Origin of the sequence: Parabacteroides sp. AM58-2XD (assembly GCF_003463685.1) — a bacterium.
Taxonomy (GTDB): domain Bacteria; phylum Bacteroidota; class Bacteroidia; order Bacteroidales; family Tannerellaceae; genus Parabacteroides; species Parabacteroides segnis.
In genome coordinates this window covers 1-18,716 of the sequence record NZ_QSDP01000021.1, presented here as the reverse complement: position 1 = coordinate 18,716, position 18,716 = coordinate 1, and the positions used below count along the sequence as shown (strand labels likewise).

Annotated in this window: 15 protein-coding genes and 1 pseudogene; 8 read left to right on the top strand and 8 right to left on the bottom strand. The window is 42.9% G+C overall.

What is annotated here, in order from left to right; genetic code table 11:
• Positions 1 to 272 precede the first annotated feature (272 nt).
• From hisG to DXA15_RS07050, 5 genes and pseudogenes are all read left to right on the top strand, one after another.
• Positions 273 to 1,124 (top strand): ATP phosphoribosyltransferase, encoded by an 852-nt coding sequence (hisG, locus tag DXA15_RS07070; protein WP_128133569.1) that lies wholly within the window; start codon positions 273 to 275, stop codon positions 1,122 to 1,124.
• A 482-nt stretch (positions 1,125 to 1,606) separates the two neighbouring features.
• The gene (hisD, locus tag DXA15_RS07065) at positions 1,607 to 2,887 is read left to right on the top strand and encodes a histidinol dehydrogenase (protein WP_128133568.1); all 1,281 of its coding nucleotides are present in this window, start codon (positions 1,607 to 1,609) and stop codon (positions 2,885 to 2,887) included.
• On the top strand, positions 2,884 to 3,915 hold the full coding sequence (gene hisC, locus DXA15_RS07060; RefSeq protein WP_128133567.1) for a histidinol-phosphate transaminase: 1,032 nt from the start codon (positions 2,884 to 2,886) through the stop codon (positions 3,913 to 3,915). Before hisD ends, hisC begins: the two co-directional genes overlap by 4 nt.
• 2 nt (positions 3,916 to 3,917) lie before the next feature.
• Positions 3,918 to 5,044, top strand: a pseudogene (gene hisB / locus DXA15_RS07055) (bifunctional histidinol-phosphatase/imidazoleglycerol-phosphate dehydratase HisB).
• A complete protein-coding gene (locus DXA15_RS07050) occupies positions 5,041 to 5,448 on the top strand; it encodes a lipocalin-like domain-containing protein (protein WP_233566950.1) in 408 nt (135 codons plus the stop codon). Before hisB ends, DXA15_RS07050 begins: the two are co-directional and overlap by 4 nt.
• Positions 5,449 to 5,525: 77 nt before the next feature.
• Here DXA15_RS07050 and ybaK read toward each other — a convergent pair whose 3' ends face one another.
• Both ybaK and DXA15_RS07040 read right to left on the bottom strand, forming a co-directional pair.
• Positions 5,526 to 6,014: a Cys-tRNA(Pro) deacylase gene (ybaK, locus tag DXA15_RS07045; protein WP_128133566.1), complete on the bottom strand. Its 489-nt coding sequence runs from the start codon at positions 6,012 to 6,014 to the stop codon at positions 5,526 to 5,528.
• A 1-nt stretch (position 6,015) separates the two neighbouring features.
• Positions 6,016 to 8,142, bottom strand: a complete 2,127-nt coding sequence (locus DXA15_RS07040; protein WP_128133565.1) for a Tex family protein — start codon at positions 8,140 to 8,142, stop codon at positions 6,016 to 6,018.
• A 137-nt stretch (positions 8,143 to 8,279) separates the two neighbouring features.
• Here DXA15_RS07040 and DXA15_RS07035 point away from each other — a divergent pair, with 137 nt between their 5' ends.
• Positions 8,280 to 9,788: a PAS domain-containing sensor histidine kinase gene (locus DXA15_RS07035; RefSeq protein ID WP_128133564.1), complete on the top strand. Its 1,509-nt coding sequence runs from the start codon at positions 8,280 to 8,282 to the stop codon at positions 9,786 to 9,788.
• On the opposite strand, the gene DXA15_RS07030 is transcribed toward DXA15_RS07035, so the two are convergent.
• From DXA15_RS07030 to DXA15_RS07010, 6 genes are all read right to left on the bottom strand, one after another.
• Positions 9,781 to 11,160: an ATP-binding cassette domain-containing protein gene (locus DXA15_RS07030; RefSeq protein WP_128133563.1), complete on the bottom strand. Its 1,380-nt coding sequence runs from the start codon at positions 11,158 to 11,160 to the stop codon at positions 9,781 to 9,783. The two genes, DXA15_RS07035 and DXA15_RS07030, sit on opposite strands and share 8 nt — an antisense overlap.
• Entirely contained in the window at positions 11,157 to 12,074 is a 918-nt protein-coding gene (locus DXA15_RS07025; RefSeq protein WP_128133562.1) for an ABC transporter substrate-binding protein, read from the bottom strand. Before DXA15_RS07025 ends, DXA15_RS07030 begins: the two co-directional genes overlap by 4 nt.
• Positions 12,075 to 12,333: 259 nt before the next feature.
• Positions 12,334 to 13,893: a sodium:solute symporter gene (locus DXA15_RS07020; RefSeq protein WP_128133561.1), complete on the bottom strand. Its 1,560-nt coding sequence runs from the start codon at positions 13,891 to 13,893 to the stop codon at positions 12,334 to 12,336.
• A complete protein-coding gene (locus DXA15_RS25460; RefSeq protein ID WP_199676250.1) occupies positions 13,890 to 14,030 on the bottom strand; it encodes a symporter small accessory protein in 141 nt (46 codons plus the stop codon). Before DXA15_RS25460 ends, DXA15_RS07020 begins: the two co-directional genes overlap by 4 nt.
• Positions 14,031 to 14,087: 57 nt before the next feature.
• Entirely contained in the window at positions 14,088 to 14,513 is a 426-nt protein-coding gene (locus DXA15_RS07015; RefSeq protein ID WP_007656879.1) for a hypothetical protein, read from the bottom strand.
• Positions 14,514 to 14,544: 31 nt separating this feature from the next.
• The gene (locus DXA15_RS07010; protein WP_128133560.1) at positions 14,545 to 15,846 is read right to left on the bottom strand and encodes a phenylacetate--CoA ligase family protein; all 1,302 of its coding nucleotides are present in this window, start codon (positions 15,844 to 15,846) and stop codon (positions 14,545 to 14,547) included.
• A 301-nt stretch (positions 15,847 to 16,147) separates the two neighbouring features.
• On the opposite strand from DXA15_RS07010, the gene DXA15_RS07005 reads away from it, so the two are divergent.
• Together DXA15_RS07005 and DXA15_RS07000 are read left to right on the top strand one after the other, a co-directional pair.
• Positions 16,148 to 17,683, top strand: a complete 1,536-nt coding sequence (locus DXA15_RS07005; protein WP_233566948.1) for an ATP-binding protein — start codon at positions 16,148 to 16,150, stop codon at positions 17,681 to 17,683.
• Positions 17,684 to 17,689: 6 nt separating this feature from the next.
• Complete coding sequence (locus tag DXA15_RS07000; RefSeq protein ID WP_128133559.1) at positions 17,690 to 18,241, top strand: DJ-1 family glyoxalase III; 552 nt, start codon at positions 17,690 to 17,692, stop codon at positions 18,239 to 18,241.
• Positions 18,242 to 18,716: the final 475 nt, after the last annotated feature.

Genomic DNA, 18,716 nt, shown 5'->3' with positions numbered 1-18,716 from the left:
AAAACAGTCGTGTAGAAAAAAAGTGTGCGTGCCTGCTAATCTTTTGATAGTTTTATTTGCTTTTTCAATTATTATTGTAACTTTGTGGCATCAATAAAATAACAAATGAGAAGAAAAGTATCACATCACCATCATCATCATTACAACGGGCAGTAGTTCGGTGGGCTGATTGGTGTGTAGATACGCATAATATAATTAGATAAGGCTTGCCGTTATACGGTAAGCCTTATTTTGTTTTCGGAAAGCATATAATTATTAAAACAAAAATAAACATGTTACGAATTGCAGTACAATCAAAAGGTCGTTTATACGATGAAACAATGCTATTATTGGAAGAAGCGGGTATTAAACTGAACAGAGGAAAGCGTATTTTGCTGTTATCGGCAAAAGGGTTTCCGGTAGAAGTTCTGTTCCTGCGTGATGATGATATTCCTCAGTCTGTCGCTAATGGCGTTGCCGATATAGGTATTGTCGGTGAGAATGAATACGTTGAAAAAGGGGGAGAAGCACGTTTGGTTAAACGACTGGGATTCAGTAAGTGCCGTTTGTCACTGGCTATTCCTAAAGATGAAGACTACAAGGGCGTGGAATGGTTTGAAGGCAAAACAATCGCTACATCTTATCCCGGCATCCTGAATACTTATCTGAAAGAAAAAGGTGTAAAAGCCGATATGCATGTCATCAGCGGTTCTGTTGAAATAGCTCCGGGTATTGGTCTGGCAGATGCAATTTTCGATATTGTCAGTTCCGGTAGTACGCTGGTCAGCAATCGCCTGAAAGAGGTGGAAGTGGTTATGCAAAGCGAAGCGCTTCTGATTGCGAACAACAATCTGTCGGAAAAAAAGCTGGCGATACTCGACGAACTGTTATTCCGTTTTGAAGCTATCCAGGTTGCTGAAGGCAAGAAATATGTATTGCTGAACGCGCCGAAAGACAAGTTGGATGAAATTATAGAAGTATTACCCGGTATGAAGAGTCCGACGGTGACGCCTTTGGCTAACGGTGATTGGGTATCCGTCCAGTCTGTCATAGCCGAGAAACATTTCTGGGAAATTATAGGTAAACTGAAATCACTCGGGGCCGAAGGTATCCTCGTTATCCCGATTGAGAAAATGATACTTTAATGTCGAGTCAGTTTCCTATTGAGGAAACTACAGTTCCCTCAGCAGGAAATTCGCGTTCCCTCGGCAGGAAACTACAGTTTCCTGAGTACAGAATTACGAGGAAACTGTAATTGACTGGCAATTAACAAATAAGGTCTTTTTCGTTCGTTCCTGATAATTTGTATTTCACATGGCTATCGATGTCTCGTCAAAACAGGTTCGAAAAGAGAAATAGTTGAACTATCCAACTGTCAAAATGGCTCATCTGTTATAGGTTCATTTGCCGTCTGCTTTAGCTGACGGTTTACGTGTTGATTCTTTTTTGGCTTTAGCCACATTTTTCTCAGATAGAGAGCTTTAAGAAATGGGACTAAAGTCCAAAGAGATAAATCCTTTATTAGTCCGTCAGCTAAAGCAGACGGCAAATGAACCTGTAATAGCCAAGTGAGGTTGACGACAGAATAGCTCAAATATGATAAGATTTAAAACTAAACAACAACAATATGGAAGTAATTAAATATCCCTCAAAAGCAGACTGGCCTTCTTTGGTGAAGCGTCCGGCTTTGGATGTTACGACTTTGTTCGATACGGTCCGGACTGTATTGAATGAAGTGCGTAGCGAAGGGGATGCCGCCGTTAAGCGTTACGAAGAGAAGTTTGACAAGGTCACGCTATCCGGTCTTCAGGTGTCGGAAGAAGAAATAAAAGAAGCTCGCGAACTTGTTTCCGAAAATTTAAAACAAGCTATTCGCATAGCAAAGGCAAATATTGAGAAGTTTCATACCTCCCAGCGTTTTATCGGACAAAAGGTGGAGACGACCTCCGGAGTAACCTGCTGGCAGAAAGCAGTTGCCATAGAAAAGGTCGGCCTGTATATCCCGGGAGGAACGGCCCCTTTGTTCTCAACCGTATTAATGTTGGCGGTTCCTGCACATATCGCCGGATGTAAGGAGATTGTACTATGTACTCCTCCGAACCGGGAAGGGAAAGTGCATCCGGCTATCCTGTTTGCCGCAGAAACGGCAGGTGTCAGCAAGATATTCAAAGCCGGAGGAATACAGGCCATCGCAGCCATGGCATACGGCACGGAATCTGTCCCCAAAGTCTATAAGATATTCGGCCCCGGAAATCAGTACGTGACAGCAGCCAAACAGCTTGTCAGCCTGAAAGACGTTGCCATCGACATGCCCGCAGGCCCTTCCGAAGTGGAAGTCATTGCCGACGGAACAGCAAATCCGGACTTTATTGCCGCCGATTTCCTTTCACAGGCAGAGCATGGAGCAGATAGCCAGGCTATGCTGGTTACATCGGCAGAAAGTATCGTATCTCCTTTAGTCGATGCCATCCAACAGCAATTATCTGAACTGTCCCGTAAGGATATTACTGCAAAAGCATTGGAACATAGTCGTATAATCGTCCTGAAAGACGAACCCGAAGTAATTGCTTTCACGAATATGTATGCCCCGGAACATCTGATTATACAAACGGAGAACTACGCTCATATCGCTGAACAGATAGAGAATGCGGGAAGTGTCTTTATGGGACCCTACACTCCTGAAAGTGCCGGCGATTATGCTTCGGGCACGAATCATACGCTTCCGACCAATGGCTATGCCAAGGCTTACAGCGGTGTAAACCTGGACAGCTTTATCAAAAAGATAACCTTTCAGGAAATCACTGCCGAAGGTATTAAGAATTTAGGCGGTACAATCCAGACGATGGCCGGTAACGAGCAACTGGATGCACACCGCAATGCAGTAACAATAAGATTGAAAACAATATGATGGATTTAAAAGACCTGGTAAGACCTAATATTTGGGCGTTGAAACCCTATTCCTCTGCAAGAGACGAGTTTCACGGAAGTGCATCTGTTTTCCTGGATGCAAATGAGAATCCTTATAACGAGCCTTATAACCGTTATCCCGACCCCTTACAGTGGGAGTTGAAAGAACGGATTGCCGAACTGAAAGATGTAGACCGTAATTCCATCTTTCTGGGCAATGGCAGCGATGAGCCGATAGACCTTGTTATCCGTGCATTCTGCGACCCGGGAATTGATACGATTGTCAGTATCGCCCCTTCTTACGGTATGTATGAAGTAGCTTCCAACGTTAACAACGTGGATTTCAGGAAAGTGACTTTAACTCCTGATTTCGAACTGGATGCAGAAGCATTACTGGAGGAAGTGGACGAATGGGTAAAAGTAATCTTTCTTTGCTCGCCGAACAACCCGACGGGAAACAGCCTGAACCGGGATGAAATATATAAGATACTGAAGAACTTTGAAGGAATAGTCGTATTGGACGAAGCCTATATCGACTTCTCGGCAGAACCTTCTTTCCTTCCCGAACTGAAGAAATTCCCGAATCTGATAGTTCTGCAAACATTATCCAAAGCATGGGGAGCCGCAGGCCTCCGGTTGGGCATGGCTTTTGCTTCTCCGGAAATTATTGCGATACTGAACAAGATAAAGTATCCTTACAACGTCAATGTGCTTACACAGAAACAGGCGTTGGACTTGTTGAATAATGAAGGCCAGATGTTGGAACAGTTGCGCCGTATCATGTCCGAACGTATCCGGTTGCAGGCTGCTTTGCCGGAACTGCCGATTGTCCATAAAATGTATTCGACCGATGCAAACTTTATCCTGGTAAATGTAGGCAAAGCTGACTCCGTATATAATAAACTGGTGAAGAAAGGCGTTATTGTACGTAACCGGAATAATGTGACATTGTGTAACGGCTGTCTGCGTATCACAGTCGGCACACCGGAAGAAAACGATGCCTTGTTGAAGGCTTTAAAAAGTTTGTAAGCATGAAAAGAGCTCTCTTTATCGATAGAGACGGAACATTGGTGATAGAACCTCCTGTTGATTACCAGCTGGATAGCCTGGAGAAACTGGAGTTCTATCCTAAAGTATTCCGCAATTTATACTTCATACGTAAACAGCTTGATTTTGAATTTGTCATGGTGACGAACCAGGACGGATTGGGTACCTCTTCTTTTCCGGAAGATACATTCTGGCCGGCCCATAACAAGATGCTGAAGACATTGGAAGGCGAGGGGATTGTCTTTGATGACATGCTGATCGACCGCTCTTTCCCGGAGGATAATTCTCCCAACCGCAAACCGCGTACCGGAATGCTGGGTAAATATCTGGCCGGTGAGTACGATCTGGCAAACAGTTACGTGATAGGAGACCGCCTGACAGATATGGAACTGGCTGCAAACCTGGGTGCAAAAGGCATATGGCTGCGTCCTCGAATGAAGAGGCAGACAGGTTGCTGGTCGGGAATCCTTCTCTTTCCCCTGTACTTATTACGGATGATTGGGATAAAATTACCGAATATCTTTTTGCCGGCGAACGCCGTGCCGTTGTGCAGCGCACCACCAAGGAGACGGATATTTACGTAGAAGTAAATCTGGATGGAAACGGAAAGACAGCGATTTCGACCGGATTAGGCTTTTTTGACCATATGCTGGACCAGATAGGAAAACATTCCGGTATGGATTTGGTTATACGTGTAAAGGGTGACCTCAACGTTGATGAGCATCATACAATTGAAGATACGGCGATTGCCCTGGGTGAAGCCTTGCTGAAAGCCTTGGGCGACAAGCGCGGCATCGAACGGTATGGCTATTCTTTGCCGATGGACGATTGCCTGTGCAGTGTGGCTCTCGACTTCGGCGGACGTCCCTGGCTGGTCTGGGATGCCGAGTTCCGTCGTGAAATGGTTGGCGACATGCCGACGGAGATGTTTCTTCATTTCTTTAAAAGCCTGAGTGATGCCGCCCGCATGAACCTGAATATTAGGGCGGAAGGGACGAATGAGCATCACAAGATAGAAGGTATTTTCAAGGCTTTGGCACGTTCTGTAAAAATGGCTATACGCCGTGATATTTATAAATATGAATTACCGAGTACAAAAGGTTTGTTATGATGAATAAAATGAAATACTGGATGATAGCCGCTGTCACAATTTTGATGGCTGCATGTAGTAATGATACGGAGCATAAGTTGGAAGGCAAATGGCAATTGCAGCAGGTGGAAGCTAATGGCGATGTGATACAGGCTGATACGGTATTTTATAATTTCCAGAATATTTTATTTATGTATCAGGTGTACATCCCGGCTGATGACAAATATGTTTTGCAATATGGCTTCAATACGATAAAGGATGAAGACCAGTTGGAATTGGAATTGACTGAAGACGCAGGCTTGGTAGATTTCTTGTCTTATACCGACTGGAAGTCTAAAACACGTACATTCTCCATAGAGAAACTGAGCGGAAAGCAACTGATTTTAAACAGCGAAGGAAAAAGGTATATATTCCGGAAATTCTAAATTATAGAAATACAGTTTACCTAAATAAAAAGAGAATGCTGGCTTTTCCTGCATTCTCTTTTTATTTAGCTTTATCATCACAGTTCTTTTTCCGCAATCAAATCTGCAACTTCGGCCCTTACTTCACGAATTAAATCATCCGGAGCTATCTGAACCTGCAATCCTCGTTGTCCGGCACTGATATATATAGTATCATATTGTCCGGCAGACTGATGGATATAGGTCGGGAAATGTTTCTTCATCCCGATAGGGGAACATCCTCCCCGGATATACCCGGTTAAAGGCAATAGTTCTTTCACCGGAATCATCTCGCATTTTTTGTTACCCGATACTTTGGCTGCCTTTTTCAAATCCACTTCATCAGCTCCGGGGATAACACAGACAAAATATCCGCTTTTATCTCCGTGAAGGATTAACGTTTTGAATACCTGTTCTACGTTTTCTCCCAATTGCTCTGCCACATGGGTGGCGCTTAAATCATTTTCATCGACTTCATAGGGAACCAGCTGATAGGCTATTTTAGCTTTATCCAACAGCCTGGCCACATTCGTTTTGCTTATTTTCATACTACAATCCTTTCATAGATAACTGAACCCGTTTACGGACCAGGTCTACACTCAAAACTTTCACTTTAACATGCTGATGGATAGAAACCACCTGTGTCGGGTCGCTGATAAAACGATCGGCAAGTTCCGAGATATGAACCAATCCGTTCTCTTTTATACCAACATCTACAAAGCAACCGAAGTTCGTAATATTGGTCACAATTCCCGGTAAGACTAGCCCTTCTTTCAGATCTTCTATCGTTTTAACGGTAGGGTCGAAAGAAAAGACCTGGATAGCCTGGCGCGGATCGCGACCGGGTTTATCCAACTCTTCCATGATGTCAAGTAGAGTCGGCATACCGACTTTCTCTGTAATATATTTCTTAAGGTCGAGCTTCTTCTTTAATTCTTTATTGGTAATTAGCTCTTCAACGGTACATTTTAAGTCCTTGGCCATTTGTTCCACAATCGGATAACTTTCCGGGTGAACGGCGGAATTGTCCAAAGGTGTTTTGCCACCTTGTATGCGAAGGAATCCGGCACTTTGTTCAAACGCTTTTTCACCCATACGCGGCACCTTTAACAGTTCACGTCTGGATTGGAAAGGCCCATGTTCGGCTCGGTAGTCAACAATATTCTGTGCCAGTGTCGGTCCTAAACCGGAGATATAAGTCAGCAGATGCTTACTGGCCGTATTCACATTGACTCCCACCATATTTACGCAACTCTCCACAGTCTGGTCCAGGCTTTTCTTTAAAGCACTCTGGTCGACATCATGTTGATACTGGCCGACTCCGATGCTTTTGGGATCGATTTTAACCAGTTCTGCCAGTGGGTCCATCAACCGGCGTCCGATACTGACGGCTCCACGTACGGTCACATCATATTCAGGAAACTCATCCCGGGCAATCTTTGAGGCAGAATAGATGGAAGCTCCGTTCTCACTGACAACAAACACCTGTACTTTCCGGTCATAACGGATATTGGTAATGAACTGTTCCGTTTCGCGGCTTGCAGTTCCGTTGCCGATAGCGATAGCATCGATGGCATAAGTCGACACCAATTGAGAGACTTTAGCTGCGGCTTTGCTCTTTTCATTCTGTGGCGGATGCGGATAGACCGCTTCGTTATGAAGCAGGTTGCCCTGGGCATCCAGGCAGACTAATTTACATCCGGTACGATATCCGGGGTCGACACCTAACACTCGCTTTTGTCCTAACGGCGGTGCCAGTAAAAGCTGCCGCAAGTTCTCTGCAAAAACACGGATGGCTTCTTCGTCGGCTTTCGTTTTGCTCAGGTTGGCATATTCCGTTTCTATGGAAGGCTTCAGCAGACGTTTGAAAGAGTCGTCTACCGCATTGGCTACCTGATCGGAAACTTCGCTGTTCCCTTTCACGAACCGTCTTTTCAAACGGTCGAGTGTAGTATCGACATCGGGTGATATGCTGACTCTGAGGATACCTTCCGCTTCTCCGCGGCGGAGGGCCAGCAAACGATGGGAACTGCATCGGTTCAGCGGTTCACTGAAATCGAAATAGTCCCGGTATTTGGCTCCTTCTTCCTCTTTTCCTTTAATAACTTTAGAAGATATAATCCCTGTATGGGCAAAAGAATTACGCACGGCGTTACGTGCCCCTTCATTTTCGTTCACCCATTCAGCGATAATATCTCGTGCCCCTTGCAAGGCTTCTGCTGCATTCTTTACTTCTCCTTTGATAAAACTCTTCACCCGGGTCAGCAAATCCGGTTCGTTTTGTATCATGATAATTTTGGCAAGAGGTTCCAGTCCTTTTTTACGTGCAATCTCAGCCTTGGTTACCCGTTTAGGTTTGTAGGGCAGATAAAGGTCTTCTATCTCGGTGCTATCCCAGGAATCTTCGATTCGTTTCTTGAGTTCAGGGGTTAACTTCCCTTGTTCTTCGATAGAACTTAATATGGTATCTTTCCGTTTTTTGAGTTCAGTCAGCTTATCCAGTTGGTCTTTGATATTCCCGATCTGGACTTCATCCAGTCCTCCGGTAACTTCTTTCCGGTAACGGCTGATAAAAGGAATGGTCGCCCCTTCATTAAGCAACCCGATCGTTCTTTCGACTTGTCCGGCCGGAATGTTTAAAGAGTGGGAGATAAGTGAATGGAATAATGTTGTCATAATTCTTTCATTTCTATTTATAGCCTACAAAGATAATCTTTTGCCGTTTATTTTACTTTTGTGGGAAGTTCTTTCTTTTAATATTTGTTACTCTCGTTTATTTTCAACACTTTTGTGAAATAATAAATTTTGAAGTTATGGAACTTGCGCATTCAGAAGAAAATGCATTGGAGCAAAAATATAAAGATTTGTCCGGGTTACTTTCGAACATAGTAGACTCAGTACCAATGTTCTTCTTTGTTAAGGATACTGGAGATGACTTCCGTTATGTTTATTCCAGCCCGATGATGAATCAGATATATGGTCGTTTTCACAATGACGTTGTCGGGAAAACGGACTTTGATTTGTTTGTTGACCCTGTTGCAGCGCAGTCTTTCAGGGATATGGATGAGAAGGTGCTTCAAACGGGAGAGATGCAACGGTTTGTTGAACAGATGCTCGACCCCAAAGGTATAGTGCGTTCTATGGATACCATGAAATTGCTGGTACCCCGCGAAGGAAAAGCGCCTTTTTTATTGGGTATGTCCTGGGACATCACCAAACAACGGCAAATTGAAGAAGAACTGCATGAAAATAATAAAAGACTGGCCTTATCCTGTATGGCAGGCCGTATCTATCCGTGGATATGGGATGTCGTGAATGAAACGGCGGAACTTTCTCATGTAGAGAACGGTGAAATGATTCATGCTTATATCTCCCACGAAAGTTTTACTGAAAAAATCCATCCGGACGACCAGCAAATGTATCGGGATGTTGTGACTGCCTTTGCCCAGGGTGAGATAGAATCATTGCGCCTGAGTTTCCGTTGCCGTTATTTTTCGGAAGAATATGTCTGGCTGGAGAAAATCGGCGAAGTATATGAATATGGTAAAGACGGTAAACCTCTGAAAGCTATTGGTATCCTGCGGGATATCACGGTGGATAAACGCCACGAAGCAGATGTACAGGCGAAGCGTCTTGCAGAGGAGAGTAACCGGATGAAATCAGCCTTTATCGCCAATATGAGCCATGAAATACGTACGCCTTTAAATGCGATTGTCGGTTTCTCTACTTTGATGGCCCAGGCGGAAACGGATGAAGAAAAACAGGAATATCTGAAGATTATTGAATCAAGCAATGAATTTCTGTTGCAATTGATTGATGATATTCTCGATATTTCAAAGATAGAATCGGGTAAGTTGGAGTTCATTTATTCAGACTTCAGTTTAAATAGTATCTTCAAACCGCAGGAGCCGGCTTTCTTACGGCGGGTAAATGCCGGGGTAAAGGTTGTTTTTGAAAATGACGGAAGCGACTACAGTATCATTTCTGAAAAGACAAGACTTACACAGGTGTTGACTAACTTTTTGTCTAATGCGGTCAAATTTACATCGGCGGGAACGATACGATATGGTTATCGTTTGACTGATAATGGCATTTATGCTTATGTCAGCGATACCGGTACCGGCATAAAGAAAGAGGATCAGGTTACTATTTTTGACCGGTTTGTTAAACTGGATAGGTTTAAACAAGGGACAGGACTTGGATTGTCTATCTGTAAGACAATTATAACGATGTTGAACGGAGAGATAGGTATTGATTCTGAGGAAGGCGTAGGTTCTACGTTTTGGTTCTCAATTCCTTGTAATCCCGTAAAAGTTAATTGATTATCGGTAGCCGGATAATAACGGAAGCAAAGCGCTCTATCTCTTCCTGATTGTGTGATGTGAAAATGATCGTGCGTTTATATTCTGTTTGTCGTTCAATTATGCGGTCGATGATGCGGATTGCGAGTGGCTTGTCCAATCCTTTGAAAGGTTCGTCAAGAAGCATAACAGTAGATGGATATGCCAATGCCCGGGCAAGGGCTACGCGCTGTTGCTGGCCGTAACTCAGTTCGTTAGGATAGCGTTCCGTGAAAGTTTCCATCTCGACCATTCTCAATGCTGTTAATGCTTCCTGTTCCGCATAAGATTGTTTATAGAGCGATGCTAACGGTAGGCAACTGTTTTGCAGGACAGTTAAATGAGACAGTAGTTCCGGTTCCTGGAATACAACAGCAAACTTTTCTTCCCGATGAGATATAATCTTTCCCTCGATTGGTTTCAATGTTCCGTCCAGCAGATTCAGTAAAGTTGTTTTTCCGCTTCCTGACGGAGCTTTTATACCATAAATGGTGCCGGGTTCAAAAGTATATGAGAAATGCGATAGTACTTTGGTATCGTCATATTGAAATGTAACGTCTGCTGCTTCTATAGGACAAGGGTGGGGAAGTGCTTCCTTTTCCGGTTTTCCATGGCTGTACTGTATGCTCCATGTAACCAGTGCCAACCGGCTGATTCCTTTATCAAACAGGAAACTTATCAAAACAGCAATAACAGTCCATGCAATCAATTCGGGAACCGATATGAATAACTGTGCACGTTTCATTTCCCCGCCGATACCGAAGGCGCATTGTGAAAGTACCTCGCCCATAATAATGGCACGCCAGCCGAATCCGGTAGCAGACGCTAGTCCACTGAATAAAAAAGGTTTCAGTTGGGGATAATATATATGTATCAGTTTGTTTTTGCGACTGATTTTGAACTGGGCTGCCATTAGGGAAAGTCCGGGCCGCAGGCTGATGATTCCTTTCGTCAGGTTTTCCGTTAATAAAGGGAACATGGTCAGAAAAGCAATTATTAACGGTATTCCTTCCGGGTCAAGAAAGATTAAAGCCAATAAGATAAAAGAGATGACCGGAACGGAACGCATGATTGTCAGCAGGGGACGGAATAACTCATAAAGTAATTCGTAACGGGCAAATAAGAAAGCTGTCATCACTGCGGCTCCCAATGATAGAATGATGCCGGAAACACCGCGTAGGATGGTTGCCGATATGCTTTTATAAAAAGTATCGGTACCGAATAACTGAAATAAGGCTTTTATCAGCTTAGGAACGGACGGAATCAATTCCGGCTGGTCCGTTGAAGAGGCTACTAACTGCCAGACAAGCAGCAGCAAGCAGACTGACACACATGAGATAAATCCTTTTTTCATCGTTCTCCTGAAATAAAGCCATTGTCCGGAAGTTTTCCTCCTATGGCTTTCGGTTCATATTGTTCTATCAGACGAAGGAAGTCGAGAATGTTTTCTTTGGCTTCTCCGGTTGATAAATAGTTAATACGGCATCTCTCTATGCTTTCCGGAGTGAGTATTCCTGGGGCAAATATATTGCGGCTCTCCAGAATCTCTATTGCTTTTTGAGGTTGACTGACGGCAAACTGACAGGACTCATTTAATAAGCTATCCAGCAATGTTCTTTTATCGTTTAACGAAGGTGCATAGACAATCGCGGTCTGGGCAAATCCCGGAGAGGTACTGTCCGGATTGTTAAGACTCGTTTTTATCGATAAAGTACTGTCTTTCCGAAGTATCACGCTTAGAAACGGCTCTGCCAGGACAGCCGTCTGAATCTGTCCGGCTAGCAATCCCTGGCTTATTTCACCGGGAGTAGTAAACGAATAATTCAAAGAATAAGATAATCCTTTTTGATGTAAATAGTAGCGGGTCAGGATATCGGGAGTTGTACCTGCACCGAAGACATATAAAGTTTCTGTTTCCGGTGATTGATTCCGTATCCCTTGCTTTTCGACAAGATACAGATTTCCCCAGACAGGGCATCCGAGTAAGGAATATTTCAATCCTTTATTATAAAGATTGGCTGCATTAATCATAGGAAGGGCAGCCAGGTCCGCTTTCCCTTTTATTAATAATGCCTGCATCAGTTCCGGGGAGTCGACTATATCTACAGATAACCGTTTACCTCCTATCTCCGGCGAATCCTCCATCATCTTTGCAAAAGCAATAACGGAAGGTCCGCGAAGAACAGCCACATGAAGCACATCATTCTCCTTTTTCCCATTATTGCAGCTGCATAGAATCAGCAGAAGTAAACAAAAGTATTTGATCATCTTTTTTGTTGCAAAGGTAGGAAATTAGGATTAATAGTCATGTAAAATAAGAGGTCGATTAAAAAAAGTATGGAATAGGAGAGGTCTATAAAAAATTAAAGCCTGTCTCACGACAAGCCCTAACCAACTTTGTTAACCTTAAATCTAATACTATTATGAAAAAACCACAATACAAAAGTACGGATCTTTTCATAAGTAGCAATAGTTAAAATGCTAATATATGTTTTCTAACATGCAATAAATACTAATGTATTCCATATTATATCTTATTAGTCTTTTCCTGCGTCATCAGGCTGACAACGACAATAGCAATAACAGACAACGGGAGAGCAAATAGAATAGGATCTATCGCAAACCAGGGGTATGTATCGATCAGCACATCTTTTCCCGTCAATGTTTTACACAGACCAACCGCGCTGGCTTCTGCCTTATGGAGAAACAGCATGGCAAACATACTTGCCAATGCTCCCGTCCAGAGACTGGCTAAAGCTCCTTGCTTTGTCGCCTTTTTCCAATACAATGCACAGAAATAGGCGGGGAGGAATGTGACTGCACAAATACCCATAAATAAGGCCGTCCCTCTGGCTATAATACCGGCACTCAACGTATAGCAGATAATATAACTCAACAGGATAGAACATAAAACTCCGATACGGACTCCCATCGTTGAGTTTGTATTTTTACGGCGTCCCAGGTTCGGAAATGCATCCGCCCCGAATGCAGCTCCCATCGTATGGAACTGTGCACTCAATGTGGACATACTGGCCGACAGGATACAAAGCATGAAGACGGCACTAAACCATTCCGGCATTGCACGGTCAATAAACAACGGGATAATTTTATCCATATCTTTGATGGCTTCCGAAGCGACAACTCCTTCTGTCTTCATAAAGAATAGATTCGACAATGCTCCGACATGGTAAATGGCTCCTACGGTTATAATCAGGAACACGCAACCGATAAGCACTCCGCGATTCAGCTGTTTGGTACTCTCCACCATCATGAAACGTACAACTAACTGAGGTTGTGCCAAGCAACCTATTCCGACACCTAAGATAAGCGATGTAACCAAGGTGTACCATTGGGGAGAACCGGTGACCGGCATCGCCGTCCATCCCTGGTGTCCCAACTCTTTGAAACGGTCGGGAACAAGCGGGGCAATCTCCGTCAATTTCTGGTTCGCTTCAATGAAGCCCATGTCCATGACTTTGTAAAACCAGAATAAAAGGAATAACATACAGCCGAACATAATCACAGCCTGTAAGGCATCTGTATATAAAACGCCTTTTATACCACCGGTAATTACATAAGCAGCCACAATCAAAGTAAATATCAATAAAGCCAGATGCAGGTCGATATGGAACATCTGTTCGATGAAAACAGCGCCTCCTTTCATGACAACGGCCGCATACAATGGCATTCCTATAAAAATGATAGTAGCTATAAATATCTGTATACTACGCGATTTATAGTGCATTCCCAATAATTGTGGAAATGTGCGCGCATTATGCTGTTCTCCTAACTTACGGGTTCCTCTACCGAAGAAGATAAAGGCTACGACCACTCCCATAAACATATTCAGCAGGCATAGCCACTGGATACCCATACCGAAAGTAGCTGCGACACCGCCAAAACCCACTATAGCCGATGCAGAAATAAATGTAGCTCCATAGGAGAGGGCCATGATGATAGGATTGACTTTTCTTCCTCCTAGCAGATAATCACTGGCATTTTTTGTCTGTTTATATCCGATATACCCTAACCAGGCAATGACAAACATATAAAGGATAACAACAATTCCAAGGGTAAGGGTACTCATTTATCAGGTTGTTTAGGGTTATCACTCTCTTTATCTCCTTTATTCCAATTGGTAATTCCGAACCATAAAGAAAAAATTAAACACACAAAGGCTAACAGGTAGGCTAACCAGATACCGGGATCTTCTATTCCGAACATTTGTTATTTGTTTTTAGGGTGGAGAGGCTGTTGTAAACCTCCCCACGATAAATAATATTATAATTTCATCAAGTCGCTTTCGCAAATGCATTCCAGATTCTGACGACGGATTACTTCACGGGCTGCTTCCCGGTTATTAGTACGAAGAATAAGGATCGATTTGTCATTCAGTGAAAAACAATACATATATTCTATGCTCAGACCGGCTTTTGTAAAATGTGTCAATGCCTGTGCAAAACTTCCGGCACAAGAGTTAGTCACGATAGCCAGCACGTCTGTCAGATTTGCACTTACATTGTTGCTTTTCAATATCTTGTATGCTTTCTGCGGATCGCTTACAATAATACGCAGAATACCATATTCAGACGTATCCGCAACAGTAGCAGCAATGATCCGTATATTTTCTTCAGCAAGCAGAGCCAGGATTTCACTTAGCTTTCCATATTTATTCTCCAGGAAAATAGAAATTTGATTTACTGTCATAGCTGTATCTTTTATTTGTTGAACAATTGTTTTAACAGAACTTACGCAAGTCTTTTACTCTTACGGCTTTACCATCCTGAACGGGCAATGAGCCTTTGGCTACCAGTTTCAGACGCGGGGTCAACAGCAATTCATCTTTCAGCTGTCGGGTAATGTCTTTTGCAAGACGTTGCAAGACGCTGTAATCGTCGGTAAACAGGTCGCTCAGTTCTACTTCGATCAGCATTTCGTCACTGTTGTTAACCGTTTCGAGAGTGATCAGATAGTTGCTTCCCAGTTCTTTGAACTGCATTAAAATCTTTTCGATCTGGATCGGGAAGAGATTCACGCCTTTCAGGATGATCATATCGTCACTGCGTCCTTTGAAGCGGGCCAGACGTTTATGCGTTCTTCCGCAAGGACATTCACCTGGGATAATGCAGGTCAGGTCACGGGTACGGTAACGTAACAGCGGCATGGCTTCACGATTGATTGTCGTTAATACCAGTTCGCCTACTTCCCCTTCCGGAACAGGCTGTAATGTCTGGGGATCTACAATCTCCACAATCGTATAATCTTCCCAGATATGTAATCCGTTTTGTTCCGTACATTCGAATGCAACACCGGGGCCATTCATTTCAGACATACCGAAACAGTTATATGCTTTTACACCCAACAGTTGTTCGATGCGTTTGCGTTGTTCTTCCGAGTGAGGTTCGGCACCGATACAAACCGTGTGCAGTTTGGTGTCTTTGCGCGGATCCAGTCCCATTTCATACATTACTTCAGCCAGGCGAGTGGCATAGCTGGGAATAATATGCAGGCAGGTCGTTCCAAAATCAGTAATAAATTTGATCTGGCGTTTGGAATTACCGGCGGCGGCAGGAACAGTTAATGCTCCAAGTCTTTCTGCGCCATATTGAAATCCCAAACCACCGGTGAACATACCATATCCGGAGGTGTTCTGGAAAACGTCTGTATCACGTAAACCGACCATATACATGCAGCGTGCCACCTGATTGGCCCATTGGTCCAAGTCCTTTGCCGAATGTAATACGACGGTAGGATTTCCGGTTGTACCGCTGGAAGAATGTACTCTTACGCAATCCTTGATAGGAATAGCCGCCATTCCGAACGGATAATTATTACGCAGGTCGTCTTTCGTTGTGAACGGAATTTTTTGCAGATCATCCAATGACTGGATGCTGTCTGCCGTTATGCCGTTGTCTTTAAGAACTTTGCTGTAGAAAGGAGAGTGTCCGGCTAATTCTATTGTTTGTTTCAGTCGTTCCAACTGTAGTTTATTCAGTTCTTCACGACTCATCGTCTCAATATCTTTCTGCCAATACATCATAGCTTTTTCGTATTATATTGTGTTTAATTCATGAAATTAGACTGCAAATGTATCTTTTATTTTGATTAGATGCAGCATTTTTGCTCAAAATTATAAAAACAGGTAAATTAAATGTTGATTTTCTAAGGTTCCTGAAAAAATATCTTTACATTTGCCTCCAACAGTAAGTTACAATTATAAACCTTGATTTCTAATATATGAACATGTACGAAAACCTTTCAAAAGAAGAACTGATCCAGCGCATTAAAGTGTTGGAGACAGATTTGGCAGCATCAGTCATGAAGAATGCGAGATAGAGAAAATGAGCGAAAATCTTCTTAACCAGCGTAAAATTAATTTCCTGAATATCTTAATGAATACTATTCTGTCAAATATCTTTGTCGTTATAGCCGTAAAAGATGTTTTCGACAGTTTTAAATATATTTACTTCAATCAGGCGGCCGAAGACTTTATGGGGGTTAAATCTTCCGAGGTGTTAGGTAAGACAGACTTTGATTTGTTTTCTGATCCGAGAAGGGCACATGAAATCCGTACGGAAGATTATTCAACGATCAACCACGGACGAATCCATAAATCGGTGGTTGAATATGAGAAACCGAACGGGGAAATCCGTATTGTGAACATCATCCGTTTATTGATAACCAACCCGGACCCGGGAGCTTCTCCTTTGTTATTGGCTATGCTTTGGGATATTACGGAACAGCGGCAAAATGAACTGGATCTGATCAAGGCACAGGAGGCGGATAAAATGAAGAATGCCTTTATCGCTAATATGAGCCATGAGATCCGTACGCCATTGAACGCGATAGTAGGCTTCTCCCGGTTGATTACCGAAACGGATAATGCCAGTGAGCAACAGGAGTATCTTACAATTATTAATAATAACAGTGACCTGTTGCTCCAATTGATCAACGATATTCTGGATTTTGCCAAGATAGAATCCGGGACGTTGAATTATAATATGTCGTGGGTGGATCTGAAAGATGTCTGCCAGGAGGTTTATATTTCACAATCGTTGAAAATGACTTCGGATGTGGCATTGCTGTATAATGGGGATATGTTGCCTTCTGTCAGGTTACGGACAGATACGCAGCGTATTGAACAGGTATTGCTGAATCTTTTATCCAATGCTATAAAATGTACGAACCAGGGATTTGTCTCTTTGTCGTATGAGATAGAAGGAGATTTTGTCCGGGTATCTGTCACTGATACCGGGATTGGCATCGATAAGGAGAAGCAGGCATCTGTATTCGAGCGGTTTGTGAAATTGGATGATTTCAGGCAAGGGACCGGCTTGGGACTGTCTATCTGTAAGATGATCATAGAAAAGTTAGGTGGAGAGATAGGTCTTCGGTCGGAATTGGGCAAAGGGTCTACATTCTGGTTTACGCTGCCATTAGTTGTTCCGGAAGAGTCTGAAAAGAAAGAAGCAGGCAATGAAATTCCTATGGAGATCATTCCGGATGCTTTACCAGGGCAATATACAATCTTGATTGCAGAAGATGTGTTGGAAAATTATCTTTTGCTGCAAGCAGTCTTAAAGCAACATTATCGTCTGATTTATGCAGAAAACGGACAGATTGCCGTACAGCAGTTTAAGGATTACAAGCCGGATATTATTTTGATGGATATAAAAATGCCGGTGATGGACGGTTACGCCGCCACTTGTAAAATACGTGAATTATCTTCGGATGTTCCTGTTTTGGCTCTTTCTGCATTTGCATTTGATGAAGAAAAAGAGAAAGCGAAATGTTGCCGGTTTAATGATTATCTGGTGAAACCCGTAGATATTCCATTGTTGAAATATAAGATCAAGTATTATCTCAATAAAAAATAATATAATATGAAGCAAGCGTTTATATTCCTGGCTACAGGATTTGAAGAAATAGAGGCGTTAGGCACAGCCGATATTTTACGTAGGGGAGGTGTCAGAGTCTCTACCATCTCGATTAACGGTGAAACCCGGGTAATGGGGGCGCATAATATCCCGGTGATAGCAGATTACCTGTTTGAAGAGGCCGACTTTAGTGTAGCAGATGCTTTAATTCTCCCGGGAGGTATTCCAGGAAGTAATCATCTGAATACTTGTACCCGCCTAAAAGAACTTATACTGGAAAAGAATAAAGAAAATATAATTCTGGGAGCAATCTGTGCAGGACCTATGGTTTTAGGCGGCTTAGGATTATTGAAAGGACGTAAGGCCACTTGTTTTCCGAACTTCGAACCGACTATGATAGGAGCCATCCCTACCGATAATGGTGTTGAGCAAGATGGAAATATCATAACTTGCCAGGGCCCCGGTTTTGTATTCGAATTTGGATTATCCTTATTGAAAGTTTTACGGGATGATGAAATAGCGGGAGAAGTGGCGGATGCCTTGCTAGTAAGAAACTGAAAATAAAAGAAACGGGAGTTATTAATAACAATAGCTCCTGTTATGCAACCGCCATAATCAGAGTTACTTGACTATTACCAGGTTTATTTGCCGTCTGCTTCAGCTGACGGTTTAAAGTAGTTTCTTTCTTTTGGCTTCAGCCACATTTTTCTTAGATAGAGATTAGTAATAAATGTGACTAAAGTCTGGAGAAATAGATAATTTACCAATCCGTCAGCTGAAGCAGACGGCAAATGAACCTGTAATAAGGCTTGTTTTATTGACTAGCTTTAACAATCCCCCTCCCGGCTTCCTCTCCAGATTGGAACTTCATAATAATGTTTCATCAAATGTACTGTCATACTATCATATTTTTATATAATGCACCATTACTGTCCCGTAAAAGTGGATAAATAGTTCTTTGAAATAATTGAAATATAGTCTATTAGATACTACTTTTTAGGCGCGACGATTTGAAATCATACCTTTGAGGTCA

Excerpts from the sequence above, each read along its gene's own strand:
- DXA15_RS07020 (WP_128133561.1), bottom strand. The coding sequence starts at position 13,893 with ATGAGTACCCTTACCCTTGGAATTGTTGTTATCCTTTATATGTTTGTC.
- DXA15_RS07050 (WP_233566950.1), top strand. The coding sequence starts at position 5,041 with ATGATGAATAAAATGAAATACTGGATGATAGCCGCTGTCACAATTTTG.
- hisG (WP_128133569.1), top strand. The coding sequence starts at position 273 with ATGTTACGAATTGCAGTACAATCAAAAGGTCGTTTATACGATGAAACA.
- DXA15_RS07040 (WP_128133565.1), bottom strand. The coding sequence starts at position 8,142 with ATGACAACATTATTCCATTCACTTATCTCCCACTCTTTAAACATTCCG.
- DXA15_RS07030 (WP_128133563.1), bottom strand. The coding sequence starts at position 11,160 with ATGAAAAAAGGATTTATCTCATGTGTGTCAGTCTGCTTGCTGCTGCTT.
- hisD (WP_128133568.1), top strand. The coding sequence starts at position 1,607 with ATGGAAGTAATTAAATATCCCTCAAAAGCAGACTGGCCTTCTTTGGTG.
- DXA15_RS07035 (WP_128133564.1), top strand. The coding sequence starts at position 8,280 with ATGGAACTTGCGCATTCAGAAGAAAATGCATTGGAGCAAAAATATAAA.
- DXA15_RS07010 (WP_128133560.1), bottom strand. The coding sequence starts at position 15,846 with ATGATGTATTGGCAGAAAGATATTGAGACGATGAGTCGTGAAGAACTG.
- hisC (WP_128133567.1), top strand. The coding sequence starts at position 2,884 with ATGATGGATTTAAAAGACCTGGTAAGACCTAATATTTGGGCGTTGAAA.
- DXA15_RS07025 (WP_128133562.1), bottom strand. The coding sequence starts at position 12,074 with ATGATCAAATACTTTTGTTTACTTCTGCTGATTCTATGCAGCTGCAAT.
- DXA15_RS07005 (WP_233566948.1), top strand. The coding sequence starts at position 16,148 with ATGAGCGAAAATCTTCTTAACCAGCGTAAAATTAATTTCCTGAATATC.
- ybaK (WP_128133566.1), bottom strand. The coding sequence starts at position 6,014 with ATGAAAATAAGCAAAACGAATGTGGCCAGGCTGTTGGATAAAGCTAAA.
- DXA15_RS25460 (WP_199676250.1), bottom strand. The coding sequence starts at position 14,030 with ATGTTCGGAATAGAAGATCCCGGTATCTGGTTAGCCTACCTGTTAGCC.
- DXA15_RS07000 (WP_128133559.1), top strand. The coding sequence starts at position 17,690 with ATGAAGCAAGCGTTTATATTCCTGGCTACAGGATTTGAAGAAATAGAG.
- DXA15_RS07015 (WP_007656879.1), bottom strand. The coding sequence starts at position 14,513 with ATGACAGTAAATCAAATTTCTATTTTCCTGGAGAATAAATATGGAAAG.